At 59.9% G+C, this 26,174-nt stretch carries 21 protein-coding genes; 6 read left to right on the forward strand and 15 right to left on the reverse strand.

Annotated elements, in window-relative coordinates:
* Positions 1 to 55: 55 nt before the first annotated feature.
* Positions 56 to 520 (forward strand): bacterioferritin, encoded by a 465-nt coding sequence (gene bfr / locus LOY38_RS03455; RefSeq protein WP_258698832.1) that lies wholly within the window; start codon positions 56 to 58, stop codon positions 518 to 520.
* 72 nt (positions 521 to 592) lie between these two features.
* On the opposite strand, the gene uvrA is transcribed toward bfr, so the two are convergent.
* Positions 593 to 3,427: an excinuclease ABC subunit UvrA gene (gene uvrA, locus LOY38_RS03460; RefSeq protein WP_258698833.1), complete on the reverse strand. Its 2,835-nt coding sequence runs from the start codon at positions 3,425 to 3,427 to the stop codon at positions 593 to 595.
* 191 nt (positions 3,428 to 3,618) lie between these two features.
* On the opposite strand from uvrA, the gene LOY38_RS03465 reads away from it, so the two are divergent.
* Positions 3,619 to 5,016 (forward strand): MFS transporter, encoded by a 1,398-nt coding sequence (locus tag LOY38_RS03465; protein ID WP_258698834.1) that lies wholly within the window; start codon positions 3,619 to 3,621, stop codon positions 5,014 to 5,016.
* 9 nt (positions 5,017 to 5,025) lie between these two features.
* A complete protein-coding gene (locus LOY38_RS03470) occupies positions 5,026 to 5,550 on the forward strand; it encodes a single-stranded DNA-binding protein (protein WP_007896798.1) in 525 nt (174 codons plus the stop codon).
* 65 nt (positions 5,551 to 5,615) lie between these two features.
* Here LOY38_RS03470 and LOY38_RS03475 read toward each other — a convergent pair whose 3' ends face one another.
* The 10 genes from LOY38_RS03475 to LOY38_RS03520 form a co-directional block, all read right to left on the reverse strand.
* The gene (locus LOY38_RS03475; RefSeq protein WP_258698835.1) at positions 5,616 to 7,820 is read right to left on the reverse strand and encodes an OsmC domain/YcaO domain-containing protein; all 2,205 of its coding nucleotides are present in this window, start codon (positions 7,818 to 7,820) and stop codon (positions 5,616 to 5,618) included.
* Between the two features lie 120 nt (positions 7,821 to 7,940).
* Positions 7,941 to 9,098 carry a glutathionylspermidine synthase family protein gene (locus LOY38_RS03480; protein WP_258698836.1) on the reverse strand — a complete coding sequence of 386 codons (1,158 nt, stop codon included), beginning with the start codon at positions 9,096 to 9,098 and terminating at the stop codon, positions 7,941 to 7,943.
* Between the two features lie 12 nt (positions 9,099 to 9,110).
* A complete protein-coding gene (locus LOY38_RS03485) occupies positions 9,111 to 9,839 on the reverse strand; it encodes a DUF1190 domain-containing protein (RefSeq protein ID WP_258698837.1) in 729 nt (242 codons plus the stop codon).
* Positions 9,840 to 9,858: 19 nt separating this feature from the next.
* Positions 9,859 to 10,287: a DUF350 domain-containing protein gene (locus LOY38_RS03490; RefSeq protein ID WP_008008913.1), complete on the reverse strand. Its 429-nt coding sequence runs from the start codon at positions 10,285 to 10,287 to the stop codon at positions 9,859 to 9,861.
* Positions 10,288 to 10,301: 14 nt separating this feature from the next.
* Entirely contained in the window at positions 10,302 to 10,976 is a 675-nt protein-coding gene (locus LOY38_RS03495; RefSeq protein ID WP_258698838.1) for a YjfK family protein, read from the reverse strand.
* Positions 10,963 to 11,997 (reverse strand): potassium channel family protein, encoded by a 1,035-nt coding sequence (locus tag LOY38_RS03500; protein ID WP_258698839.1) that lies wholly within the window; start codon positions 11,995 to 11,997, stop codon positions 10,963 to 10,965. Before LOY38_RS03500 ends, LOY38_RS03495 begins: the two co-directional genes overlap by 14 nt.
* Positions 11,998 to 12,070: 73 nt before the next feature.
* Positions 12,071 to 12,634, reverse strand: a complete 564-nt coding sequence (locus LOY38_RS03505; protein WP_258698840.1) for a rhomboid family intramembrane serine protease — start codon at positions 12,632 to 12,634, stop codon at positions 12,071 to 12,073.
* A gap of 163 nt (positions 12,635 to 12,797) precedes the next feature.
* A complete protein-coding gene (locus LOY38_RS03510; RefSeq protein ID WP_258698841.1) occupies positions 12,798 to 13,496 on the reverse strand; it encodes a PspA/IM30 family protein in 699 nt (232 codons plus the stop codon).
* A 24-nt stretch (positions 13,497 to 13,520) separates the two neighbouring features.
* Positions 13,521 to 14,102, reverse strand: coding sequence for a YjfI family protein (locus tag LOY38_RS03515; protein ID WP_258698842.1), 582 nt, complete (start codon positions 14,100 to 14,102; stop codon positions 13,521 to 13,523).
* Between the two features lie 367 nt (positions 14,103 to 14,469).
* Positions 14,470 to 15,018, reverse strand: a complete 549-nt coding sequence (locus LOY38_RS03520; protein ID WP_258698843.1) for a cysteine hydrolase family protein — start codon at positions 15,016 to 15,018, stop codon at positions 14,470 to 14,472.
* A gap of 102 nt (positions 15,019 to 15,120) precedes the next feature.
* On the opposite strand from LOY38_RS03520, the gene LOY38_RS03525 reads away from it, so the two are divergent.
* From LOY38_RS03525 to LOY38_RS03535, 3 genes are all read left to right on the forward strand, one after another.
* Positions 15,121 to 16,116 (forward strand): GlxA family transcriptional regulator, encoded by a 996-nt coding sequence (locus tag LOY38_RS03525; protein WP_258698844.1) that lies wholly within the window; start codon positions 15,121 to 15,123, stop codon positions 16,114 to 16,116.
* A gap of 181 nt (positions 16,117 to 16,297) precedes the next feature.
* Positions 16,298 to 17,407: a DUF3182 family protein gene (locus LOY38_RS03530; RefSeq protein WP_258698845.1), complete on the forward strand. Its 1,110-nt coding sequence runs from the start codon at positions 16,298 to 16,300 to the stop codon at positions 17,405 to 17,407.
* Positions 17,397 to 18,155 carry a S9 family peptidase gene (locus LOY38_RS03535; RefSeq protein WP_258698846.1) on the forward strand — a complete coding sequence of 253 codons (759 nt, stop codon included), beginning with the start codon at positions 17,397 to 17,399 and terminating at the stop codon, positions 18,153 to 18,155. Before LOY38_RS03530 ends, LOY38_RS03535 begins: the two co-directional genes overlap by 11 nt.
* 138 nt (positions 18,156 to 18,293) lie before the next feature.
* On the opposite strand, the gene LOY38_RS03540 is transcribed toward LOY38_RS03535, so the two are convergent.
* The 4 genes from LOY38_RS03540 to LOY38_RS03555 form a co-directional block, all read right to left on the reverse strand.
* Complete coding sequence (locus tag LOY38_RS03540; protein WP_258698847.1) at positions 18,294 to 19,280, reverse strand: lysylphosphatidylglycerol synthase domain-containing protein; 987 nt, start codon at positions 19,278 to 19,280, stop codon at positions 18,294 to 18,296.
* The gene (gene clsB, locus LOY38_RS03545; protein ID WP_258698848.1) at positions 19,277 to 20,563 is read right to left on the reverse strand and encodes a cardiolipin synthase ClsB; all 1,287 of its coding nucleotides are present in this window, start codon (positions 20,561 to 20,563) and stop codon (positions 19,277 to 19,279) included. Before clsB ends, LOY38_RS03540 begins: the two co-directional genes overlap by 4 nt.
* Positions 20,560 to 21,357: an endonuclease/exonuclease/phosphatase family protein gene (locus tag LOY38_RS03550; protein ID WP_258698849.1), complete on the reverse strand. Its 798-nt coding sequence runs from the start codon at positions 21,355 to 21,357 to the stop codon at positions 20,560 to 20,562. The genes clsB and LOY38_RS03550 overlap by 4 nt, the downstream gene beginning before the upstream one ends.
* 256 nt (positions 21,358 to 21,613) lie before the next feature.
* Complete coding sequence (locus LOY38_RS03555) at positions 21,614 to 25,930, reverse strand: DEAD/DEAH box helicase (RefSeq protein ID WP_258698850.1); 4,317 nt, start codon at positions 25,928 to 25,930, stop codon at positions 21,614 to 21,616.
* Positions 25,931 to 26,174 lie beyond the last annotated feature (244 nt).

The raw sequence follows: 26,174 nt of genomic DNA on the forward strand, positions 1-26,174 counted from the left end.
CCTTCCGGTCAGCTTGGTTCAAACTACAGACTTTCAAGCAGGGAGATGTAGGGCGATGCAAGGTCACCCAGACGTAATCGATTACCTCAACACGTTGCTGACAGGCGAACTGGCAGCCCGTGATCAATATTTCATCCATTCGCGGATGTACGAGGACTGGGGGTTCACCGAGCTCTACGAACGTATCAACCACGAGATGGAAGAAGAGGCGCAGCACGCTGACGCCCTGATGCGTCGGATCCTCATGCTCGAAGGTACTCCGCGTATGCGTCCGGACGATCTGGATGTCGGCACCACCGTGCCTGACATGCTCGCCGCTGACTTGCGTCTGGAGTACAAGGTTCGGGCAGCTCTCTGCAAGGGCATTGAGCTTTGCGAGCTGCACAAGGACTACGTCACCCGCGAGATCCTGCGCATTCAGCTGGCCGATACCGAAGAAGATCATACCTACTGGCTGGAGAAGCAGCTGGGTCTGATCAAACTGATTGGTCTGGAAAATTACCTGCAATCGCAGTTCTGATCTTTTAGCAGGCTACACAAACAAAAGCCCCTGTCACCGACAAAGTGACAGGGGCTTTTTCATGGCCCTGATTCAGGCCCTGTCGCGAGCCAGCAGCGGTTTGAGGTAGTAGCCGGTGTGAGACTGCTTCATCTCGGACACTTCTTCCGGTGTGCCGACGGCAATGATCTGGCCGCCCTTGGAACCACCTTCCGGCCCCAGGTCCACCAACCAGTCGGCGGTTTTGATCACATCCAGGTTGTGTTCGATCACGACCACGGTATTGCCGTGGTCGCGCAGACGATGCAGTACGTCGAGCAGTTGCTGGATATCGGCGAAGTGCAAGCCGGTAGTCGGTTCATCGAGGATATACAGCGTCTTGCCGGTATCGCGCTTGGACAACTCGCGCGACAGTTTCACCCGCTGGGCTTCACCGCCAGATAGTGTGGTCGCCGATTGTCCTAGCTTGATGTACGACAGACCGACATCCATCAACGTCTGAAGCTTGCGCGCCAGAGCCGGAACCGCGTCGAAGAAGACTCGAGCTTCCTCGATGGTCATCTCCAGGGTTTCGTGGATGCTCTTGCCCTTGTACTTGATCTCCAGCGTTTCGCGGTTGTAGCGCTTGCTCTTGCAAACATCACACGGAACATAGATGTCCGGCAGGAAGTGCATCTCCACCTTGATCAGGCCATCGCCCTGACAGGCCTCGCAGCGTCCGCCCTTCACGTTGAAGGAGAAGCGCCCAGGACCGTAACCGCGAGAGCGGGACTCCGGAACGCCAGCGAACAGTTCGCGAATCGGCGTGAACAGCCCGGTATACGTTGCCGGGTTGGAGCGCGGCGTGCGACCGATCGGGCTCTGATCGATGTCCACAACCTTGTCCAGATGTTCCAGGCCTTTAATGCTGTCGTGAGCAGCCGCTTCCAGAGTCGTTGCCCCATTGAGTGCTGTAGCGCTCAAAGGAAACAGCGTGTTGTTGATCAGCGTCGACTTGCCCGAACCGGAGACACCCGTCACGCAGGTCAGCAGACCGATCGGAATGTCCAGGTCGACATTGCGCAGGTTGTTGCCGCGAGCGCCTTTGAGGGATAGCGACAACTTCTTGTTACGCGGCGTGCGTTTGGCTGGGACTGCGATCTTCACCCGGCCCGACAAATACTTGCCGGTCAGCGAATCAGGGTGAGCCATGACTTCGGCCGGCGTCCCTTCGGCAACGATATGCCCGCCGTGCACGCCTGCACCCGGGCCGATATCCACCACATAGTCGGCCAGACGAATCGCATCTTCATCGTGCTCGACCACGATCACTGTGTTGCCGATGTCCCGCAGATGCTTGAGGGTGCCCAGCAACCGGTCGTTGTCCCGTTGATGCAGACCGATCGACGGTTCATCGAGGATGTACAGAACCCCCACCAGACCGGCGCCAATCTGACTGGCCAGGCGAATCCGCTGGGCTTCACCGCCGGACAGCGTGTCGGCACTGCGATCCAGTGATAAGTAGTCCAGGCCAACGTTGACCAGAAACTGCAGCCGCTCGCGGATTTCCTTGAGGATCTTGTCGGCAATCTCGCCACGGCGGCCGGTCAGTTTCAGCACGCCGAAATACTCACAGGCGTCTCCGATCGGCAGATTGGTCACCGCCGGCAAGGTCTTCTCACCAACCCACACGTGCCGCGCCTCGCGACGCAGGCGGGTGCCGCGGCAATCCGGGCAGGGTTGCGTGCTGAGGAACTTGGCCAGCTCTTCACGGACCGAAGCCGACTCGGTTTCGCGGTAGCGGCGTTCCAGGTTCGGCACGATGCCTTCGAACGGGTGCGAACGTTTGACGATGTCGCCACGGTCGTTCAGGTATTTGAAGTCGACGTTCTGCGAGCCGCTGCCATGCAGGATGAATTTCTGCTGATCGGCCGGCAGTTCGTTGAACGGCACTTCAAGACTGAATTTGTAGTGCGAGGCCAGCGAGCCAAGCATCTGGAAGTAATAGACGTTACGTCGGTCCCAGCCGCGAATCGCGCCTTCGGCCAGGGTCAGTTCACCGTTCACCAATCGCTTGATGTCGAAAAACTGTTTAACCCCCAGGCCATCGCAGGTCGGGCAGGCGCCGGCCGGGTTGTTGAAGGAAAACAGCTTGGGTTCCAGCTCGCTGATGGCATGGCCGCAGATCGGGCAGGCGAAGCGTGCAGAGAAGATGATCTCTTCGCCGGGCTCGTCATCCATCGGCGCGACCAGTGCAATGCCGTCCGCCAGTTTCAATGCGGTCTCGAACGATTCGGCCAGGCGTTGTTGCAAATCGGCGCGGACCTTGAAGCGGTCGACCACGACGTCGATCGAGTGCTTCTTCTGTTTATCCAGCTTCGGCAACTCGTCCAGTTCGCAGAGCTTGCCGTTGACCCGTGCCCGCACAAAACCCTGGGCCCGCAGTTCTTCGAAGACCGAGAGGTGCTCGCCCTTGCGCTCGCGGATCACCGGGGCCAGCAACATCAGTTTGCTGCCCTCAGGTTGTGCCAGCACCAGATCGACCATCTGGCTGACGGTTTGGGCTTCCAGCGGAATGTCGTGATCCGGGCAGCGCGGAATACCGACGCGAGCGTAGAGCAGGCGCAGGTAGTCGTAGATTTCGGTAATGGTGCCGACCGTCGAACGCGGGTTGTGCGAGGTCGACTTCTGTTCGATGGAGATCGCTGGCGACAGGCCTTCGATGGTGTCGACGTCAGGTTTTTCCATCATCGACAGGAACTGCCGGGCGTAGGCCGACAGCGATTCGACATAGCGTCGCTGGCCTTCGGCGTACAGCGTGTCGAAAGCCAGCGACGACTTGCCGGATCCGGACAGGCCGGTGATAACAATCAGTTTGTCCCGTGGCAGGGTCAGGTCGATGTTCTTCAGGTTGTGGGTTCGGGCCCCACGAATCAGGATCTTGTCCAAAGTGGCCTCGCTCGGCGGGCGTCGAAAACGTAGGAGTATACGGCCAAATACTGGATGGATGCACACTATCAAATGAGAGGGCCGCAGCCTTACATGAAGAGTCTGTTAGCAGAGCGCGTCATTGCGTCGCGATATACCCCGTCAATCGATGGGACTGGTAGAATCGCCGCCGGTTCACATGAGGTTTTTCCATGCACGATCCCCACAGCGAACGCATGAGTGGCAGTGAGACCCGCGCAGCAAGCGGTCTGGCCCTGGTGTTCGCCTTCCGTATGCTTGGCATGTTCATGGTGTTGCCGGTACTGGCGACCTATGGGATGGAACTGGCGGGAGCGACCCCGGCCCTCATCGGGTTGGCGATTGGCGCTTACGGCCTGACCCAGGCGATCTTTCAGATTCCTTTCGGCTTCATTTCCGACCGCATCGGTCGCCGTCCGGTGATTTACCTGGGGCTGATCGTCTTCGCCCTGGGGAGCGTGCTGGCGGCCAATGCGGATTCGATCTGGGGCGTCATTGCCGGACGCATCCTGCAGGGCGCCGGGGCGATTTCCGCGGCGGTCATGGCGTTGCTGTCGGACCTGACCCGGGAACAGCATCGGACCAAAGCCATGGCCATGATCGGCATGACGATCGGCCTGTCGTTCGCTGTCGCCATGGTTGTTGGGCCGTTGCTGACCCGCGCCTTTGGCCTGTCCGGGTTGTTCTTCGCCACCGGCGGCATGGCGCTGGTCGGCATCGTCATCGTGATGTTCATGGTGCCCCGCGCCACCGGCCCGTTGCAGCACCGCGAGTCCGGTGTCGCGCGCCAGGCGCTGATACCGACGCTCAAGCATCCGGACCTGCTGCGCCTGGACCTGGGCATTTTTGTGTTGCACGCGATGTTGATGTCGAGCTTCGTTGCATTGCCCCTGGCACTGGTCGAAAAAGCCGGTTTGCCCAAGGAGCAGCACTGGTGGGTATACCTGGCCGCGCTGCTGATTTCCTTCTTCGCCATGATCCCGTTCATTATCTACGGCGAGAAGAAACGCAAAATGAAACGAGTTTTACTCGGCGCCGTCGTGACGCTGATGCTCACTGAGCTATTCTTCTGGCAGTTCGGCGACAGCTTGCGGGCTCTGGTGATCGGGACGGTGGTGTTCTTCACCGCGTTCAATCTGCTGGAAGCGTCCTTGCCGTCGCTGATCAGCAAGGTTTCACCGGCAGGCGGCAAAGGCACGGCGATGGGGGTTTATTCCACCAGTCAGTTCCTCGGTTCGGCACTGGGCGGGATCCTCGGCGGCTGGCTGTTCCAGCACGGCGGTTTGTCGGTTGTGTTCCTTGGATGCGCAGGTCTGGCTGCCCTCTGGTTAGCCTTTGCTGTTACCATGCGGGAACCTCCGTATGTGACGAGCCTGCGCTTGCCGTTGTCGCCCGAAGCGATTCGTGAAGCTGGCCTGATCGAGCGCCTGAAGGCCGTCGTTGGAGTAACCGATGCAATCGTGGTTGCAGATGAAGCGGCGATTTACATCAAACTGGACACCGAATTATTGGATCGCACTACCTTGGAGCGTCTGGTGAACAACCCGGCCGCGACAGCGTGCGAAGCCTAGGAGAACGTTATGGCCCGTGGGGTTAACAAAGTCATATTGGTCGGCACTTGCGGCCAGGATCCCGAAGTTCGCTACTTGCCTAACGGTAACGCCGTGACCAACCTGAGTCTGGCGACCAGCGAACAGTGGACCGACAAGCAAACCGGTCAGAAGGTCGAGAAGACCGAATGGCACCGTGTGTCGATGTTCGGCAAGGTTGCCGAAATTGCCGGCGAATACCTGCGTAAAGGTTCGCAGGTCTACATCGAAGGCAAGCTGCAGACCCGCGAGTGGGAAAAAGACGGTATCAAGCGTTACACCACTGAAATCGTGGTCGATATGCAAGGCACCATGCAACTGCTGGGCGGCCGTCCACAACAGGGCGACCAACAAGGCGGGGGCAATAACTACCAGCAATCCGCCCCAGCCCCACGTCAGCAGGCTCCGCGTCCGCAGCAGTCGGCACCGCAACAGTCGCGCCCGGCTCCACAGCAGCAGGCCGCTCCTCAGCCGGCTCCGGATTTCGACAGCTTTGATGACGATATCCCGTTCTAAAAAGCAGCTATCCAGTCAGTAACAAAAAAGCGAAGCCATCTGGCTTCGCTTTTTTGTGGGCGCTGTTAACTGAATAAAGTGGTCACATTGGCCCGTGCCGAGTGCAGTTTCTTGTAGCTATCGATCAACCGCAGGTGCCTGTCGAGCCCCTCCAGTTTCATGCTGGTCGGCGTCAAGCCATGGAAGCGCACGCTGCCGTTCACCGATCCGATTGCTGCATCTGTCCGCTCGTTGCCAAACATCCGGCGGAAATTGGCCTCGTAGTCTTCCAGCTCCAGGTCTTCGTCCAGTTCCATCTCCAGCACCACATTGACGGCCTGATAGAACAAGCCACGCTCAACCGTGTTGTCGTTGTACTGCAGGAACATTTCTACCGCTTCTTTTGCCTCTTCAAACCGCTGCAAGGCGAGATAAATCAGCAGCTTCAACTCCAGGATCGTCAGCTGACCCCAAGCCGTGTTGTCGTCAAACTCGATGCCGATCAAGGTGGTGATGTCGGTGTAGTCGTCCAGCTCACTTTCCACCAGGCGTTCAACCAGCGCTTGCAGTTCGTCTTCGTCCAGGCGATGCAGGTTCAGGATATCGGTGCGGAAGAACAGCGCTTTGTTGGTGTTATCCCAGATCAGATCGTCCGCGGGATAGATTTCCGAATAGTTCGGTACCAGGATGCGGCAGGCCGTTGCACCGATATGCTCGTAGACCGCCATGTACACTTCTTTGCCCATGCCTTTGAGAATGCCGAACAAGGTCGCGGCTTCCTCGGCATTCGAGTTTTCACCCTGGCCGGAGAAGTCCCACTCCACGAATTCGTAATCCGATTTTGAGCTGAAGAAGCGCCACGACACCACGCCGCTGGAGTCGATAAAGTGCTCGACGAAGTTATTCGGCTCGGTCACTGCATGACCTTCAAAAGTCGGCTGGGGCAAGTCGTTGAGGCCTTCGAAGCTGCGGCCTTGCAGCAATTCGGTCAGGCTGCGTTCCAGCGCCACTTCCAGGCTCGGATGCGCGCCGAACGAGGCGAACACACCGCCGGTACGCGGGTTCATCAACGTGACGCACATCACCGGGAATTCACCCCCCAGGGACGCATCCTTCACCAGCACGGGGAACCCTTGTTCTTCCAGCGCCTGAATACCGGCCAGTATCCCGGGGTACTTCGCCAGCACGTGAGCCGGTACATCCGGCAGGGCAAATTCACCTTCGATGATTTCGCGTTTTACCGCGCGTTCGAAGATCTCCGACAGGCACTGCACCTGGGCTTCGGCCAGCGTGTTACCGGCACTCATGCCGTTGCTCAGGAACAGGTTTTCAATCAGGTTGGACGGGAAATACACCACCTCGCCGTCCGACTGGCGCACGTACGGCAGCGAGCAGATGCCGCGCTCTTCATTGCCCGAGTTGGTATCGATCAGGTGGGAGCCACGCAGCTCGCCGTCGCGGTTGTAAATCTTCAGGCAGTACTCGTCGAGGATTTCGGCCGGCAGTGCATCTTTACGGCCTGGCTTGAACCAGCGTTCGTCCGGGTAGTGCACAAACGCTGCGTCGGCGATGTCTTCGCCCCAGAACTGGTCGTTGTAGAAGAAGTTGCAGTTGAGTCGCTCGATAAACTCGCCCAACGCCGACGCCAACGCGCCTTCCTTGGTCGCACCCTTGCCGTTGGTAAAGCACATCGGCGAGTGCGCATCGCGGATATGCAGCGACCACACATTGGGCACGATATTGCGCCACGAGGCGATTTCAATCTTCATGCCCAGGTCCGCCAGAATGGCCGACATGTTGGCGATGGTTTGCTCCAGCGGCAGATCCTTGCCGGCAATATAGGTGCTCGCCTCTGAGTTGGAAGCAGGCATCAACAAAGCCTGGGCATCGGCGTCGAGGTTGTCCACCTCTTCGATCACAAACTCAGGCCCGGCTTGCACCACTTTTTTCACGGTGCAACGGTCGATGGAACGCAGGATGCCCTGGCGGTCCTTGTCGGAGATGTCCGCCGGCAACTCGACCTGGATCTTGAAAATCTGGTTGTAGCGGTTTTCCGGATCAACAATATTGTTCTGCGACAGGCGGATGTTATCCGTAGGGATATTGCGCGTGTCGCAGTACAGCTTCACAAAATACGCCGCACACAGCGCCGACGAAGCCAGGAAGTAGTCGAACGGACCCGGTGCCGAGCCATCGCCCTTGTAGCGGATAGGTTGATCGGCCACCACCGTGAAGTCATCGAACTTGGCTTCAAGTCGAAGGTTGTCGAGAAAGTTGACCTTGATTTCCATGGGGGATTACCAGAATAGCGGCTAAACGAATGGCCGCCATTATCCGGCATTTGCGCAGTAAGTCTTGTGGGTGTCTGACGATATGTCGACACCCGGCCTTTTTAGTGGGCGATGGATGGGTCAATCGAGTATCAGATGCGGCAAGAACCGGCTCGAATCCTTGGTAATCAAACTGTTGTCCTCGCGCACGCCGATGCCGGCCGCTTGATCCCCGATCACCCAGGAACCGATCAGCGTGTAGCTGTCGCCAAACTTCGGCAGCGGGGCGAACTCCTGAAGGATAAACGGCGCGTCGGTGTAGGGTCCGTCCTCTTTCACGATCAGCCCCTCAGCAGTTTGCAGCTCGATGTTGGCACCTTCCCGGGAGAAGAACGGCTTGCGTACCCAGCCCTTGGGCACGGCTTTGCTCGGGGCGGCGTCCAGGTACGACTCGAGCAGGTTCGGGTGACCTTTGTTGAACTCCCACAGCAGCGGCAGGATCCCCTTGTTGGAGATGATGGATTTCCAGGCCGGCTCGAAAAACTGTGTGTCGCTCTGGGCGATCGCTGCGCCGAAGGGTTCGTGGAAGATGAACTCCCAGGCATGCAGCTTGAACAGGTGAGGAATCCAACGATCTTCTAAATCGACGAAACGTCCTTCACTGGTGAGGCCGATGTCCTCGATATCGATATGCCGCGATTCGATGCCGACCTTTTCCGCGACCAGACGCAGGTAATCGGTGGTGCCCTTGTCTTCGACCGAGTCTTTCATCGAGGCGAAATAGAAGGGCTCTTTGAGCTGCAGTTGGGCAAAGGCCTGATGCAGCTTGGTGTCGATGCTGTTGAACTGGTCGGCATGCTTGGGCAGCAAGCCGCGTTCGATGCATTGCTCAAGCCAGCCCCACTGAAACGCTGCCGCCTCATACAGGCTGGTCGGCGTGTCGTAGTTGAGTTCCAGCAATTTGGCCGGCCCGCTGCCGTTGTAGGAGAAATCCATGCGCCCATACAGGTGCGGGTGGCCTTCGAGCCATGAAGTGCGAACCATGTCGAAGAATGGCGCGGGAATGCTCAGGCGCTCCAGCAGCTCCTCGCTCTGAACCACGCGGGCCACCAGGTCCATGCACATCTCATGAAGCTCGGTGGTCGGGTCTTCGAGATCGTTCTCGATCTGTTTGAGCGTGAACTGGTAGTACGCGCTCTCGTCCCAATAGGGTTCATCGTCGATGGTATGGAACAGAAAGCCGAGACTCTCGGCGGTCTGTTTCCAGTCATGACGCTCTGCGCAGAGGATTTTCTTCATGGCCCTGTTTCCTTAACTGCTCGACCCGCCAAAACTCTTGCTCGATCCGCCCCAGCCGCTGCGTGCGCTAGCCTGGCTGCCGAAGCCGCCGCGGGAGGTGGACGATGCAACAGACACCGGCTTACTGCGGGTGATGGTGTCGGTGTAACTGCCGCTGCTGCCGTAGCGCGCCTGATTGGACCTGTTGAAGGTTGAACCTGACGATACCCGCTGGCTGAGTGTCGAGGACGAGTAGTCACCGCGATCATCGCGATAGCGATAGACCGGTTCGGAGTAGTAACTGTTGCGGTTGCTGCTGAGCATGTTGCCGATCAGCAACCCGGTCAGCAGGCTGCTGCCGGAGAAGCCTGACCCGGCGGCGTTCGCTTCCGACGCGGGCAGTTTGGCCTTGGCCGCGTCCACTTCGGCTTGCGTGACCTCGCCATCGGCGTTCAGCTCGAAACCGCCGAGCTTGGGGATGAACTTGCCGGCGGAATCCTGCTGGCACCAGTCGGTAACGAAGTCGGCGTCGCAATCGGCCTGGTTGTCGTACACCGGCGCAATGCTTCGATGCTGGGCCATGGCCTTCATATAGGCGTCAGAACAGATGTCGACCGGGAGCTTTTCATCGGCGCACTGCTGGACGGACTGGAAGTTGTACTTTTTGTGTATCTCGTAGGTTTTTTCCGTCGGCCCGCAGCCTGATATCGCCATGGCGACCGATGCTGCCAGGGAGAGCTGAACGTACTTGCTTCGTTTCATCGGGATCTCCGTGGCGCAATCAGTTCTGGGAAGGGGTCATGCACGCGGCATTCAACATGCCGACGCTGATGGCCACTGCCGCGATATAGATCCCCGCAGCGATTTCACCTTTCTTGATGCGCTCAGAGGCGCCTTTTAGCACCAGGCTGGTCACCAGAAACGCCAGCAGTTGAACGAAAGCGGCGATCACTGCCCAGACGACGAAGTCCAGAATGCTGATCGAGTAGGCGATCACATTGCTGGCCGGAATGGCGAAACCAATGATGGCGCCGCCCAGGGCGATCGCAGCCGCCACGTTGCCCGAACGGATCAGTTCGAACTCCTTGTGCGGTGTGATTCGGGTGTAGATGAACTGGAACAGCGCGAACAGCACGGCGGCGCCGAGAATGTACAAAACAAACCCGAGCACGGCGGCTTTGTTCAGGGAGATGGAGAGCGCTTCAAGCATGGACTTCTTCCTTTTTAAAAAGTGTTCAGGTCGGTGGTGTACAGCGAGATGCCCAACGAAGTGCTCAAGCTGATGGTGCCTTCGGCGTCTTCTTCGACGGAAAACAGCAGGAATTCCCGGCGATCGGTCAGGCCGGTTTCGCGGGCGTACAGCATCGAATGGTGCTCGATGCTGTAGGACTCATCCGGATTGGTCAGGCGCTCGCTCAAGGCCACCAGTTCCGTCTGGCCGTTCTCGGTACCCCATTCGCGGGTGTATTCGACACCGTTGTGGGTGTAGGTCGGCAGGCCGATCAGGCTTTGAGGGCCGGCCAGTCGACGCAGCTCCGCTTCACTGTTGATGGTGACGTAACTGAGGTAGTTGAACAGGATCACCGACTCGACCTGTCCGGCGATGTCGCCGGTGGTGTGCACTTGCAGCCAGTAGTCTTCGTCGTTCATGTAATAGCGCGACAACCAGGTCGATTGCCCGAGATCAACAGTGCCGGCGCTCCAGATCTGTTGGGAGCCAGGAATGACCACTGTGGTATTGCCGTCGAGCAGCAACTTCAGGGTGGTATCGAACATCACCCCTTTGCCGAATGCCAGGCCCAGCGGCCCGGTGGCGGGCGGGCTGTCGTTGGCTGTCCATTTCGACTCGGTATTCGCTGTCGGGGCCTCAAGCCCCATCAACTGTTTAAACCATCCCATTGGAGATTTCCTTGAGGCGCGTGGAGGCGATGTAGAAGAGTTCACCGCCCTCAACGCGAGTGGCGCCGGGCGGGTTGATCGAAGGGTGGCGGGCGCCTTTGGCGCGGTAGCCGATAAGGGTAGCGTTGTGGCGTTCTTTCATCTGTGCGTACAGATCGCCGAACGTTGCTTCAAAAGCCTCGGGCAGTTTCATCAGGTATTGGGTGGCGCCTTGGCCCACGCAAAGCAATTCATTGATGACCACAGACGAGCCCGGGTCCTGAGAGGCACGCACCAACATCTCGATGGCCATGCTTGAGGTGCATTCCAGGCTGGGGGCGTAGGCGCTGGCGAGCGCGGCGATTTCACTTTCATTGAAGTGGGCGACCACATGCCCGACAGGGCTCAGTTGATTGACCGCCAGCACGGTGGCCAGGGTCAGATCGTCTGAATGGGTTCGCACCAGTACGCGTTCGGCGCCAGGCACGCCGGCCCGCAGCAAAAGCGCGGCAGCGGACAGGCTTTCGCCTTTGATAAAGGCCGCTTTGCCCGGCATGGGGTTTTCTTCAAGGGTGCAATCGCAAATGACGATCAGGTTGTCATTGGACGTTTCGTCCTGCAGCAGTAATTCAATCACCCGCTCGCTGGTCGCGCCTTCCCAGCCGATGAGAACGGTGTGGCCGACCTTGCCGGTGAAATCGCCTTTGCCCTTCATGCCTTTTCTCCATACATCGATGACACTGCTGGTGGTTTTGCCGATGGCTGCCGTCAGCAGCGCAATGCCCCCGAGCATGACCCAGGTAGCCACGAAAATCCGTCCCGCGGATGTCTGCGGCGCGAGATCGCCGTAGCCGACGGTGAGTGTGGTGGTGAGATAGAAGTAGATAAACGTGGCGGGGGCGATGAGGTGTTGTTCGCCCAGAAGCGCCAGGCCCAGCCAAGCCGTGGTCATGTGTATGCCCAAGGCAATGGCCAGGCCCGCCCAGCCGAACCGATGGAAGAAGGACGAGGCGTACGCACGCAACAAAAGGAAAATCGACATTACATCCCTGACTCCGTGGGGGGGCTCATTCCTGGCGACGTAATCGCTCTGGCGTCTGAGTGCTCAAGTGCGGTTACCGGGCGGCATTAAACCTGCTGCGCGGCGTAGATAAAAGTACCTTGGCTGCAATAAACCCGGCGATCGCACTAAAAATATGCCCTTCGAAGGAAATGCCCCGGCGAGGAAGGAAGCCAAAAATCAGCCCGCCATAGAGCAGGGCGACGACACTGGCCGTTATCAGGTTGCTCCAGCTTCTCTGGAACCAGGCGCGCGACAGGAGGTACGCCCACAGCCCGAATACCCATCCGCTGGCACCGATGTGTACGCCTGCAAAACCGAACAGCCAGATCAGCGAGCCGCCCAGCAGAATAATGATAGCGCTGACGGCCACGAACCGATTGAGCCCTTCGATAATGACCAGAGTACCGAGGATCAAGAAGGCAATCAGGTTGGCGCTCAGGTGTGCAAAGGATGAGTGCAAGAAAGGCGAGGTGATGATGCCGGCCAGTCCGTGCAATGTTCTCGGCACCAGGCCGAAGGCAGTAAGGCTGTAGCCGGTCGCCGCATTGAGCAGATGCAGCGCAACCATGAAGAGGGCTACGCCTGCGATTGTCTTGAAACCCTTCAGGGCATCCATCCTTGACCTCGACTCAACTCGACTCGACGAAAATTGAAGCGCAACCCATTGTGGGAGCGAGCCTGCTCGCGAAGCGTTGTGTCAGCAACATTGATGTCGACTGACACTCCCTCTTCGCGAGCAGGCTCGCTCCCACAGGTTATGCATCCGGCACGTGAGTCGATTACTCGGCCGATTTTTTCTTCAGGCGTTCCAGGATCGCATTGGCGCTGCCTTCGTTCGGCGTGATGCCGGCTTCGCGCAGCTTGCGCTCCAGGTCGGTGCCGGTCGACGCATCGGCCAGTTCGTCCTGGGCTTGCAGTTCAGCGGCGCGTTGCTGTTGCTTGGCTTGCAGACGGTTCAGCGTACCGACAGCGGTTTCCAGCTTGCCGTTGGCGCCGCCACTGGCGATCGAAGCGCTGACCTGGGCTTTCTGGACGCTCTCGCGAGCCTTGGCCATGTCCACTTGCTGACGCAGGCTTTTGATGCGGTTTTCGGCCTTGGTGATGTCTTTGCGCATGTTGTCTGCGTAACCGCCGAATTCGGTGGCCTGCTTTTGCTCGACATCCAGTTCATTGGTCAGGGTCGAAATGGCTTCGGCCACTTCCAGTGCCAGGTCTTCGCGATTGGCCTGGATTGCGGACAGGGCCTTGGATTCCAGGTCCTTGATCTTGGCGTTGTACTCGCTGACGCGATCAGCCGACAGTTTGTGCTTGGCCATGATGGTGACCAGCTCGCGCTTGGCGTTGGCCAGCGCGCTGTCAGCATCGCGAATTTCCTGGTCGAGGATGCGCAGGGCCTGTTGGTCGACGATCGATTCGCCGACTTCATTGGCACCGCCACGCAGCGCGGTGAACAATTTGCTCCAGATGGACTGAGTCATTGGATATTTCCTGTTCCCGAATAATTAATTGAAAAAGCGTTCGAAGGCTTCACTGGCGCGCTGGACGTTGTCGACGAGGGTTTTGACCTCGGTCACGACGTTGGTCAGGCTGGAGTCGGAGCTCAGTGCGCCGAACATGTTGTAAACGATCTGCCCGTTAGGCATGGACTCGATACCGATCGAGGACAACGGGAACATTTCCCGGCTGCGCAGAACGGCATCGTTGAAGGCCGGTACATCGTTGATGGACTCGACATCGACCAGAACGGTATCGACGATGATCTGATCGCCAACCACTGCGATGTAAATCGGCAAGCCACCGAAATCGTTCATTTCCAGCTTGATGCTGGATTCGGAGCCTTGAACGAGGGAAAGGGTGATGTCGTTCGCAATCACTTCGTCGAGGGCCTGAAGGGCGCTGTAGAGGCGATCGATGTTCCAGTTATTACCTGCGCTCATGTAATTCTCCGACATGAATGAGCCAGCCAGAATCGGTTGGCGTAGCTGTTTCTCCATCTGCTTGAGCAGGCTTCGGTTTTCGGGAAGCACCCAAGTCTCGTGTTTCACATACCCGGCGGCACCCAGGCCCGCGCGCATCTGCTTCATGTAGAAGCTGGATGGTTTTTTCGCGGAGGGTTTCGAGCGCTCTCCCTTGCGACTCGCCGAATCGGTAACAGACCCGGTAGGCGGATCTGATGGAGAGCTGCTGTTCATGATGCTGACCCCGTTGTGAAAAAATACTCACGCGTGAGAAACACTACAGGCAATTTTTGCGGCCTTCAATAGCTCACGCGTGAGATTTTTTCGACTGTTGCACAGGTGTATGACAAAAGAAGGTCTATCACTCAATGCCAGTCAGTTAAGCGCAATCCTGTGGGAGCGGGCTTGCCCGCGATAGCGATGTAACAGTCAACAAAGATGTTGGATGTGATGGCCTCATCGCGGGCAAGCCCGCTCCCACAGGTTCCTCATCTTAATCAGCCAGAAAATCGTCAGTGGACACCACGCTTGCATAAGCAAAACCCAGGGCCGACATGAAGGCGGCGTGTACGTGGGCTGCCGGAACCGTCAGACCGTTGAACTCCAGATCACGGGTGGCGCAGGCATCGTGGACGACGGTGACGGTGTAGCCAAGATCTGCCGCGGCACGGGTGATGCCGTCGATGCACATGTGGCTCATGCTCCCGACCACCACCAGGTGCTCGATGCCTTGCTGGTCGAGGATTGACTCCAGTTCGGTTTCGCGGAATGAGTTGGTGAAGTGCTTGAGCACCACCGGTTCGTCGGCACGGTTGAGAACTTTGGGATGCAACTTCGCGCCGTCGGAGCCCGGGGTGAAGAACGGTGCGGCGTCGGAGGTGAATTCGTGGCGGATATGCACCACCGGATCACCGGCCTCGCGAAACGCCTGAATCAACCGTGCGGCGTTGTCCGCTGCGGCGTCGGCGCCCGCCAGCGGCCACTTGCCTTGGGGGAAGTAGTCGTTCTGGATATCGACTACGATGAGTGCTTGCTTGGCCATGACTGTTTCCTCGAAGTGTGTGTTGGCTGTGGAATGTAGTATTGGCGCTGGCCGTTCGTTCGAGGATTGGCCGCACCGACAATAGAAGGGGGAAAACTGACAATGGGAGTCGAAAGGGCAGTCGCCGAACTGGGGGTACTGATCTATCCCGGTGCGCAGATGGCAGCGGTGCATGGGTTGACGGACCTGTTTGGCGTGGCCAACCGGATCGCCGCCGAGCATCAGACGGCACAGCTACCGTTGCTGCGGGTCAGCCATTGGCAGGTCGAGGGCGATCAGGTGCTCGAGCGGGTCTATGACACTCATCCAGGCCCGGCCGGCGCGTTGGTTGCCGTGTTGATCCCACCCTCGATCGGAGGCTTTTCCGAGGGACAGGCGCCCCAGGGGTTGATTCGCTGGATTCGACAGCAACATGCCAGCGGCGCGACCCTCGGCGGGGTCTGCGTGGGTTCTATTCTGTTGGCCGAAAGCGGCCTGCTCGACGGCCGTAGCGCCACCACCCACTGGACTTCGGCTAAATCTTTCGCCGAGCGTTACCCCGCGGTAAAGCTCAAGGCCGACACGCCCATCGTCGACGACGGTGATCTGATCACCACCGCCGGGCTGATGGCCTGGTCAGAGCTGGGGTTACGGTTGGTGGACCGCTTGCTGGGGCCGAGCATCGCCACCGGCACGGCGCGGTTTCTGGTGGTGGAACACAGCGACAGCGCGAGCGAGTGCGGCAGTAACTTTTCACCGATTCTCAACCATGGCGATGGGTTGATTCTCAAGGTTCAGCACTGGCTGCAAAGCACCGGGGCGACCGATGTCTCGTTGGCGGCGATGGCCGAACGGGCGGGGCTGGAAGAGCGTACTTTCCTGCGGCGGTTCCGTGCAGCGACCGGGTTGAAACCCACCGAGTATTGCCAGCATCTGCGAGTCGGCAAGGCGCGGGAAATGCTCGAATTCACCAACGGCACCATTGATCACATTGCCTGGACCGTGGGCTATCAGGACCCGAGTGCGTTTCGCGCAACGTTCAAGAAGATTACCGGGCTGGCGCCGAGTGATTACCGGGCACGGTTTGGGGTTACGCCGATCGCGGTCATGGCTCGGTAGCGGGCTTTGGTCGTGCAAAATGCCGGGAATATTGAAAGGTGTCGTGCAGAATAAAACAGGCCTTGTGCCATCACGTAATTCGCAATTGGCTGATTTGAAACCTGTTTCTCTCCAGCCTCCGTTGGCCTGATCTCTGCACTCCTTCAATGACATTCATCACGCGCAGATTGAAGGGGAACGCATGACCCCAACAAATCGCAAGAAACTGGTGCTCGCCCATTCGGTGCGACCCGATGCTCCGCTGCACGAAGTCGAAACCAATCGCGCGCTGGCCCGTTGGCTGGCACAGATCGTCGGGCTTGAATACGGCGGCAGCTACGACCTTCAATTGCACAGCGGCCGTGACCTTTATCTGTTGCCGACCCAGACGCTGGTAGGCGTCGCTGCTGCTCGGCAGCTGGGCGTCAAAGGGCCGGAGGATTTGTGGGGCGGTTACGTCGACCACGATTTCATCTGCACCAAAGCCATCAGTCATGGCTTGTTAAGCCGCTATGCGTTCGCCCCCGAAGGTTGGGCGCCCCTGTTTTCCGAGCGGGTCCGCAGCGTCGTGCTCGATGGCCTCAGCGTGTTCTCCCTGGACGATGCCCGCCCGGCAGCGGAGCATCTGCTCTACAGCGGCCCGATCCGTATGAAGCCAATTCATGCCTGCGCCGGACGCGGTCAGGAAGTGATCAAAAGCCTCGGCCAGTTCGACGCCATCCTCGCTCGTCCCGATGCCAAAGCGTTGTTCACCGAAGGTGTGGTGCTGGAGCAGGACTTGACTGAGGTGATCACCCACAGTGTTGGTCAGAGTTTTATCGGCGACAACGTGCTGAGTTATTGCGGTGATCAATACTTGACCGAAGACGGGGAGGGTGAGCAGGTTTATGGCGGGTCCAACCTGTTGGTGGTGCAGGGCTATTACGAGGATTTGCTGGCGCTGGAACTGCCGGATGAGGTGAGGCTGGCGATCCAGAAGGCGCAGGTGTTCGATAGCGCGGCGGATGAAGCCTACCCCGGTTTCTACGCCTCGCGGCGCAACTACGACATCGCCCAGGGGTTGGACTGTAACGGCCAACAACGCAGCGGCGTGCTCGAACAGTCCTGGCGCCTGGGCGGTGCCAGCAGTGCTGAAGTCGCGGCGCTGCAAAGCTTCGTCAACGACCCCGGCCTGCGCGCGATTCGCGTGTCGTCGGTCGAAACCTATACCGACCAACCGCTGCCGCTGAACGCCATTGAGGTCTACCGCGGACCGGCGGAACACAGTGACTTTCTTCTCAAGTACGTAACGGTCAAATCCTATGACGGCTAGAAGCGAAACCATTGCGATCGACATCGACGATGAACAGATGAGCGGGACCTTCCTCAGCCCCAAATCGAAAGTCCCGGGTGTGCTTTTCGTCCACGGTTGGGGCGGTAGTCAGGAGCGTGACCTGGAACGCGCCAAAGGCATTGCCGGGTTGGGTTGCGTATGTCTGACGTTCGACTTGCGCGGCCATACCGGCGGGACCGGTATTCCGTTGTCCCGGGTGACCCGCGAAGACAACCTGCGCGACCTGCTGGCGGCCTACGATCGCTTGCTCGCCCATCCGGCGCTCGATACCTCCGCGATCGCGGTGGTCGGCACCAGTTATGGCGGTTATCTGGCAGCGATCCTGACGACGTTACGCCCTGTGCGCTGGTTGGCGCTGCGAGTGCCGGCGCTGTATCGCGACGACTTTTGGCACACGCCCAAGCGTGAATTGGACAAGGTCGATTTACGCGATTACCGCAACACACGGGTCCGCGCTGACAGCAATCGCGCACTGCATGCCTGTTCGCAATTTACCGGGGATGTGTTGCTGGTGGAGTCCGAGACCGACGCCTATGTACCCCATGCGACGATCATGAGTTACCGCGCTGCGTGTCAGCGGACCCACTCGTTGACCCACCGGATTATCGACGGTGCCGATCACGCCTTGAGCGAGCCTGTCTCGCAACAGGCGTACACCTCGATCCTTGTGGGCTGGATCACGGAAATGGTGGTGGGCGAGCGGTTGAGCATTATCCAGTCAACATGATGTGGGTGTTCTTGCGATCATTCGCGAGCAAGCCCGCTCCCACAGTTGTTTTCTGCTGTTCACACATTCTGTGCTCACCGCAGATCCAGTGTGGGAGCGGGCTCGCTCGCGAAGGCGGCATCCGCTTCAGCGAATACCTCAAGAAGGTTTTTTCGAGATCCGCAACGACTTGGCCTTGGCTTCCACTACCAGGTACATCACCACGGTGATCAACAGCGGCAGAATGAAATAGATCGCCCGATAAGCAATCAACCCCGCCACCAGGCTTCCCCGCGAAACCTGGTGTTGCAGCAGCGCCACGAACACCGCCTCCAACACGCCGAGCCCGGCGGGAATATGGGTGATGACCCCGGCAATGGCGCTGATCAGCAACACGCCAAGCACCAGCGGATAGTCCAGTTTGCTCGGCAGCAGGGTGAAGATCACCGCCGCCATCAGTGACCAGTTCAGTGCGCCGAGGCCTAGTTGCAGGATCGCCATGTGCAGCGACGGCAGGTCGATTTCCACGCCGCGAATCGACCACTCCCGCCTCCTGGAAAACCGGCAGGCCGCCAAATATCCTGCACTCAATAGCAGCAACAACACGCCCACGCCTTGCAAGGCTTCGCTACTCAGCTTCCAGCCTGGCGGCATTCGCACCAGTCCGCTGCTGAACACAGTGCCGGCAATCACCATGTAACCGAACCAGTTGGTCGCCAGGCTCAGCCCGAGGATTTTCGCGATGTTGCCTTTACTCACGCCAAGCCGTGAATACAGCCTGTAACGCATGGCGATGCCGCCGACCCAGGCGCTCAGGTTGAGATTGAAGGCATAGCTGATGATTCCCACCGGGAGGATCTGCCGCCAGGTCAGGTTCTGCCGGATGTAGGTGCGGCCGATCAGGTCGAAACAGGCGTAAACCAGAAAACTCACCAGGGTCAGGCCTGATGCGATGATTAGCGTGCGTACTTTGAAATCGGCCAGCGTGTCGAATACTTCATCCCATTCGATGCGCTGGGCGAGCATCGTGAACAAAACGATCAACGCCAGGAAAAACAGCATCGTCAGAGGCTTTTTCCAGCGGCGCCAGAGGGGTTTGCCTGGCGTGTCGGAGTGCGGGGCAGGCTGCGCTTCGGAATGGCTCATGCCTTGGCGCTCCCGGCCGGATGGATGAAGGGTTTGAGGCGCGGTTTATGCGCCGGCAACCAACCGGCCCACGCCGGGAAATGCCGCAGGAAGTGAAACACCAGAAAGCCGATGGTCATGTGCCAGACCCACCCGCGAGGCGCCTTGTCTATCGACATGATCTTGCAGTGGTTGCTGCTCAACTCGTCGAGACGCTTGTACAGGTCGCGATTGAAGGCTCGGTCGCGGATCAGCACATTGGCCTCCAGGTTCAGAGACAAACTCAGTGGGTCGAGATTGCTCGAACCGACGGTGCTCCAGTCCTCGTCGACCAGGGCGACTTTGCCATGCAGGGGGCGGTCGCAATATTCGTAGATCACCACCCCGGCCCGCAGCAGGTAGTCGTAGGTCATGCGCGCGGCGAGCTTGGCCACCCGCATGTCCGGCTGCCCCTGAAGAATCAGGTGCACCTCGACTCCTCGGCGCGCCGCATTGCGGATCTCCCGCAGCAGCCGATAGCCTGGAAAGAAATAGGCATTGGCAATCACCACGCGACGTCGGGCAGTGCGCACTACCTGCAAGTACACCTCTTCGATATCTTTTGGGTGTTCTGCGTTGTCGCGATACACCAGCCGCACCTGACCATCATGATCGCTGACCGCCAGTTCCGCGCGCCTCTGTCTGCGGCGTTGCCACCAGTATTTGGCCCGGGCCGGTCGACCGCTTTTCAGCAGGACAAAGTGATGAATATCGGCCACCGCCGGGCCCTGCACTTCAACCGAGTAATCCTGTTTGGCCTCGGGGCCGAAGTCGGCCAGATGGTCGGCGGAAAAGTTGATCCCGCCGATGAACGCGATCATGCCGTCGACCACCACGATTTTGCGGTGCAGGCGGCGGAACCAGTTGGTGCGGATGCCAAAGTGACGCGGGGCGGGGTCGAATATTTGCAGGCGTACGCCTGCGTTGCTCAGGGCGGCGAGGAACTCCGTACTCAGTTCGCCACAGCCAAAACCGTCGAGGCTGACGGTGATGCGCACACCGCGTTGAGCCGCTTCAATCAGGATCTGTTGAAGCTCATTGCCGACCTTGTCCTCGAACACAATGAACGTCTCCAGCAGGATTTCACTCTGGGCCTGGCGCAGTACTTCAAACACCCGTGGAAAGTACGCTTCACCGTTTTCCAGCAATTCGACCCGGTTGTTACCGTGCCAGCCGTACTCGAAGTCAGTCACCGCCGGTTTGCGCACGGGGGGAGGCGGGGACAGGTGCTCGGCCGTGGCTTTTCCCATCGATGGGCTGCTCATAGCTCGATTTCCACCGATAGCGGAGCATGGTCGGAAAGGTGTGACCAGGGCCGTGCTGCCAATACTTGCGGATGGCTGGCCTTGAGGTTGCGCACGTAAATGCGGTCCAGGCGTAACGCCGGCCAACGCGCCGGGAAACTGCGGGCCGGTTTGCCATGCAGCTCGACGAAGACCTCACGCAAACCGCAAGGATTGAGCCGCGCATCGGCGCGCAGGCGCCAGTCGTTGAAGTCGCCGGCGACGATCACCGGGGTATCTTCCGGTAACTCTTCCATACGTTGGGTCAGCAGCTTGAGTTGTGCCGCCCGGTGGCTTTCGCGCAGCCCCAGATGGACGCAAATGGCATGCACTTCCCGACCATCGCCAGGCAGGCGCAGCACACAATGCAGGATTCCACGGTTCTCGTGGCCGCTGATGGACACGTCGAGGTTGTCGTGGCGGATGATCTGGAATTTTGACAACAGCGCATTGCCGTGATCGCCCGCCGGGTATACGGCGTTGCGTCCATAGGCAAATTGCGGCCACAGGGTATCGGCCAGGAATTCGTACTGGGGCATTGCCGGCCAGTTGTTGTAGCGCTGGGGGTGATGCTCGTGGGTGCCGTGGACCTCCTGTAAAAACACCACGTCGGCGGACACACTGCGCACCGCCTCACGCAACTCGGGCAGGATGAAGCGCCGATTGAGCGCGGTGAACCCCTTGTGGGTGTTGACCGTCAGCACGGTAAAGCGGCTCACGGCGCTGATGATTGGTTGCTGTTCATCGGTCCCGCCGACCGGTTCGGGAATGCTCATGGCAGCGCGCCTTCGGCAGCCGGTTCGCCGAGGACGAAGAAACTCGCCAGCGGTTCATGAATGTCCCGCAGGCGCTTGATGTGGGTGATAAAGCTTGGCCTCATGTCGCCTCCCGTCCTCGGACAGCCCTGTCTTTTGATGACTGTGGGGCGCGGGTGAAAGTTTCGACGGGGCTACGGACGGTAAAAACTCGCCAAAACACCACAAATCAAATATGGGAGTGGGTTTGCTCGCGAAGAGGCCAGGCCAACCAGCATCAATGCCGGATCAATTTACTACGCACCTCTGCCATGGCCTGTTGCTCCAGCTCCAGCCAGAACTGCTGCTTGCCGGCAATCTCCGCCGCGGCAGGAAGACCATCGCGATACACCAGTCGATTGCTCGCCAGCGCCGGCACTTTCGCCCCCGGCAACAGGGTGCCGGCGAGGTTCAGCGGATCCACCCCGCACACCGCGATCAGACTACCGTCGTGCGGTCGCCGCCTGACTTCGCGCAGCAACGCAATCGCCTCGGGCAGCGCAAATTGTTCCCCCGCCAGACCACTGACAAACCGCCCGCCACGTATCTCTCCCCGGGCCTCGAGCCGATGGAACGTGCGCAGCAATTCCCGCCAACTCGGCAACCAATCCGCCTCACGCTCCAGCAAACGCCAGAACACCACGCCGTAACGGCGCAGCAAGGTCATGGCGATGTATTCCAGGGTTTCTGTGGGTGTGGGCGTTGGACGTTGCTTATCCACAACCGGCGCGGCGGCACCGCGTCGCAGCAATGCCCAGCGCCCGGCGTCGTCCATCCCGCCGACAAACGCTCCGCGCCCGCGTCGGCTGCTGCGATTCTGGCGTTTGCTGGCCGGGGTGATCAGCGCGCGCAGGCCGGCGAAGCTGTCGGCGTTTACCAGCCCGGCACCGACCAGTTCCTGCAAGGCGATTTCCAGTTCCGAGCGCAGCAGATGGGCCTCGTGAATCAGTTCATCGAAAAACAGCGCACCGTGCTGGCTGAGCGCTTCATGGACTTTCTGCGTTTTCGGCGACAGTTCACTGACCGGTGTCTGTTCGGTCAAACCACTCCACAACCCGACCTGACTGCGCGGCAGTAACAGAATTGGCGTACTGCGCAATGCCGTGCCGGCGCTCTTGTTGTGCGCGGTCAGGCGGGTCCAGACCAGTTTGCCGCTGCGGCATAACTCATCCAGCCAGCTCGCCGAATAGTCTTTGAGCCGCGCCGGCAGAATGTCGCTGTCCCACGCCGAAGCGGCGGCGGGGTAGCCTTCGAACTGGCTGATGATCGCCGGCAACACTGCACTGCCCTGGCCTCGGCTCGCGGTGGAAAGATGCTGCCAGTCGAACAGAAAACGCATGAAATCCTGCAACGCCACCGGCTCGATTTCCCGTCGCAGCCGTTTGACCGTGTAGCGATGAATCCGCGCCAGCAAATGCCGTTCGCACCATTCTTCTTCACGGGCGCCCGGGCTGAATTGCCCGCGCAGTACGTAACCTTCGCGTTCCAGTTGCGCCAGTGCCTGAGTGACTTGAAGCGCCGGTAATCCAAGCGGCTCGGCAATCGCCGTCAGCGGCAACGGACCAAACCCACTGAGCCGCGCACGGATCACTTCCAGCACCGCTTCGTCTGGCTCCCAGGTTTCATCGAAACCCGGCAACGCCTCTAGCGCTGGCAGCAACGCGGCCTGTGGATAAATCGCCTTCAGGCAGGTCAGTCGCTCCAGCGCCAACCACAGCGATTGCTCGGCGTTGATGTGCAAACGGCTGGCGCGGCCACTGTCGGCCAGGGTGTTCAGCCAATCGAGCCACTTCGTGTTGGCCTGGGCCTCGGTATCGGTAATGCACGCCAGGCTCATCAAGGCCTCATGCATTTCATCGATGCCGGTGGGCGCTGGCCAGGCTTCGTCGCGCACAGCGGCAATCGCCTCGGCGTCCAGGGCACCGAGGTCGTCGGTGGACTGCGGATCGCTCCAGCGGCGGTTGAGCACCGCCTGAGTGCGCCGCTCTTCCAGCGGTGCATCGTCGAGAAAGGTGTAGGGGCGGGCGCTGAGAATCTCTGCCGCCAGTGGCGAGGGCGCCGGCAAATCGCGGCTGATCAGGCGGATGTCGCCCTGTTCCATGCGCCGTAACAACGCCAGCCAGCCTTCGCTGTCCATGGCTTCGTGCAGGCAATCGTCGAGGGTTTGTTCCACCAGCGGATGGTCGGGAATCTCGCGCTCGCCGGCGAGGTTTTCCACGCAGGCGATCTGATCGGGAAACACACTGGCGATCAGGTCTTCGCTTTTCATCCGCTGGATCTGCGGCGGTACTTTGCGTCCGCCGCTGTAACGTGGCAGCGCCAGGGCGACCCCGGCGTTCCAGCGCCAGCGCACACCGAACAGCGGCGCCTCGAGCACCGCTTGAATCAGAATGTGCTCGGCGCTGTTGCTGTGCAGGTAACGCCAGACGTCCTCCAGCTCGAAGCTGTGGCTGGTGGACAGCGACAGCACGATGGCGTCCTCGCTGGCGGCGGCCTGCAATTCAAAATTGAACGTGCGGCAGAAACGCTTGCGCAAGGCCAGGCCCCAGGCGCGGTTGATGCGGCTGCCGAACGGCGAGTGGATGATCAGCTGCGTACCGCCGGACTCGTCGAAAAACCGTTCCATCACCAAGGTATCTTGCGACGGCAAGGCGCCGAGGGTCAGGCGGGCCCGGGTCAGGTAGTCGACCAGTTGCTCGGCGCTGGCGAGGTTCAGGCCGAGGGTGTCGGTCAGCCAGTCGAGCGCCGGTTGCAGATTGCCGGGTGTGGCGCCGAGCCGCTCATCGAGTTGCGCTTGCAGGCGGGCCACGGCGAATGACAGTTCATCGCTGCGACCGGGTGCTTCACCGAGCCAGAACGGAATGGTCGGCGGCTGACCCTGAGCGTCCTCGACCCGGACCTTGCCGGTTTCGACCCGCAGGATCCGATACGACGTATTGCCCAGCTGGAAGATATCCCCGGCGATGCTTTCCACCGCGAAGTCTTCGTTGACGCTGCCGATGTTCAGCCCCTGAGGCTCCAGCAACACGCTGTAGTCGGCGTTGTCCGGAATCGTCCCGCCGCTGGTCACAGCGGTCAGCTTGGCGCCCCGACGGCCACGCAAGGTGCGGCTTACGGCGTCCCGGTGCAGGTAAGCGCTGCGAATACCCAGGCGACCGTTGTAGCCCTCGGCGAGCATTTGCAGCAGTGCCTGATAGTGCTTTTCGTCGAGCGTGGCGTAAGGCGAGGCTTTTCGCAGCATCGCCAGCAGCGCCTGTTCCTGCCATTCCTGGCAGCTGACCTCGGCGATGATCTGCTGGGCCAGCACGTCCAGCGGTGCTTCGGGGATCAGCAAGGTGTCGAGTTCGCCACGGCGCACGCAATCGAGCAGGGCGGCGCATTCGATCAGGTCGTCGCGGGTGGTGGCGAACAACCGGCCCTTGGGCGTGCCGCCGACCTGGTGCCCGGAGCGGCCGACCCGTTGCAAAAAACCGGCGATCGAGCGCGGCGAAGCGATCTGGCACACCAGGTCGACGTCGCCAATATCGATCCCCAACTCCAGCGAAGCGGTGGCGATCAGCACTTGCAGCTCACCGCGCTTGAGCCGTTGCTCGGCGTCCAGGCGAAATTCCTTGGCCAGGCTGCCATGGTGGGCGGCCACGGCCTCTTTGCCGAGGCGTTCGCTCAAGTGTCGGCTCAGACGTTCGGCCAGGCGCCGGGTGTTGACGAAAATCAGTGTGGTCCGGTGCTCGCGGGCGAGGGTGGCGAGTCGGTCATAGACCAGCTCCCACACGTCGTTGGCCATCACCGCCGACAACGGCACGGGTGGCACCTCTATATCGAGATCCCGTGGGCGGGCGTGGCCGATGTCGATGATGTCGCAGTCGCGATCACGGCCGACCAGAAAGCGCGAGACCGCTTCGATGGGTTTTTGCGTGGCGGACAGGCCGATACGCACCAGCGGGTGTGAGCAAAGCGCCTGCAAACGCTCCAGGCTCAGGGCCAGGTGGCTGCCGCGTTTGCTGGCGGCGATGGCGTGGATTTCGTCGACGATCACCGTACGCGTAGTGCCGAGCATTTGCCGGCCAGAGTCGGAGCCGAGCAGCACATAAAGGGATTCCGGGGTGGTCACCAGAATGTGCGGCGCGGTTTTGCGCATGGCCGAGCGCTCTTTTTGCGGCGTATCGCCAGTGCGCACGGCGGTGCTGATCGGCACGTCGGGCAGGCCCATCACGCGCAGCTGTTCAGTGATGCCGGCCAGCGGGTTTTGCAGGTTGATCTGGATGTCGTTGGACAGGGCCTTGAGCGGTGAAACGTAGACCACCAGGGTTTCGTCCGGCAGGCCGTCCGGGTTTTCCAGGCCGCGATGGACCAGATCGTCGAGCACCGCCAGAAACGCGGTAAGGGTTTTGCCGGAGCCGGTGGGCGCGGCAATCAGCGTTGAACGGCGCTGGCGGATCAACGGCCACGCCCGGGCCTGGGCGGCGGTGGCCGTCGCGAAGGTGTTGCTGAACCAGGCGCTGACGGCGGGGTGAAAGCCTGCCAGTGCAGCGTCCGTGGGGATGGGCAGATTCATGGAGTAATTTATGCGGGTGGGGTGAGGAAGATGCAAGTACCGCTCAAGCCTTCGCTGGTCTTTAGGGCCCCATCGCGGGCAAGCCCGCTCCCACAGTGTCCTCTGTTGTTCATAAATATTGCGTTCACAGAAGATCCCTGTGGGAGCGGGCTTGCCCGCGATGGGGCCAGTAGCAGCGCCACAATTCCCCGGGATCTACACTTTACGGATGACGGTTGCGCACTAAACCCGCAAAATGCAACGA

The organism is Pseudomonas sp. B21-015, assembly GCF_024749285.1.
Classification (GTDB): domain Bacteria; phylum Pseudomonadota; class Gammaproteobacteria; order Pseudomonadales; family Pseudomonadaceae; genus Aquipseudomonas.